This window comes from Psychrobacter sp. PP-21, assembly GCF_033790785.1.
Classification (GTDB): Bacteria; Pseudomonadota; Gammaproteobacteria; order Pseudomonadales; family Moraxellaceae; genus Psychrobacter.
This window is the reverse complement of record NZ_JAMYEB010000060.1, coordinates 1-939: the sequence shown is the minus strand read 5'-3', so window position 1 is coordinate 939 and position 939 is coordinate 1. Positions and strand designations below refer to the sequence as shown.

Sequence of the window (939 nt, the reverse complement as noted above, 5' to 3'; positions counted from 1 at the left end):
TCGTGATCTCAGCGACCAACAGATACATCGCAACCAGTCTGAATTACTGGTTAAAGCGGCTCACAATGAAACGAAAGAACGTTATGGCGCAGATCGACTGCATGCTCATCTAAGCGAGCAAGGCCATAACATTAGCCTGTATATGGTAAGAAGCATCAAAGAGCAACACGGCATTAAATGTCGTCGTCATAAGCGCTTTAAAGTCACCACCGACTCCAATCACAACAAGCTGGTCTATCCAAACGTACTGGATCAGAAGTTTGATGCTAAGCGCCCTAACGAGTCGTGGGTCAGCGACATCACCTATATCTGGACGAATGAGGGTTGGCTGTACTTAGCAGGGGTCAAAGACTTATACACCAAAGAGCTTGTCGGTTACGCTATTAACAAGCGTATGACCGCAGATTTAGTTTGCAAAGCACTAAATATGGCCATCAAGAATAAACGTCCAAGCAAAGGGCTAATCGTTCATTCAGACAGAGGCAGTCAGTATTGCAGTCACGCCTACCACAAGACCATTAAGCAGCATCAATTTATAGGCTCAATGAGCGGCAAAGGCAACTGTTTCGATAACGCTCCGATAGAAAGCTTCTGGGGCACATTAAAGAATGAGCTGGTATATCATCAAGACTATAAAACAAGGTTCACAGCCATCAATGATATTATCAGTTATATCGAGCTGTACTACAATCAGACGAGGATTCAAAAGGGTTTGGGCTATCAATCGCCAAGACAGGTGTGGTTTGATTATTATCGTCAGGCTGCGTAATTAAAATCTCCCAAGTTTATGTATACGGATTTGACGGCAGGGGTCAATAGTTTAAAACTTTTATATTTACGTGCGTTAGGACGTTACCTAGAAAAAATAAAAAACTTACGCTGATTAAATTATTATGATTAAGTTTACTATTACCCTCGTCTTCTAAGTGTGGTTAGACC

1 protein-coding gene is annotated in these 939 nt (G+C 42.2%); it reads left to right on the top strand.

The genetic code is table 11. The features are described 5' to 3' along the window. The coding region (locus NJD71_RS13530; RefSeq protein ID WP_319052420.1) for an IS3 family transposase at nucleotides 1-769 on the top strand (769 nt) is incomplete at its 5' end. Between the last annotated feature and the right edge of the window lie 170 nt (nucleotides 770-939).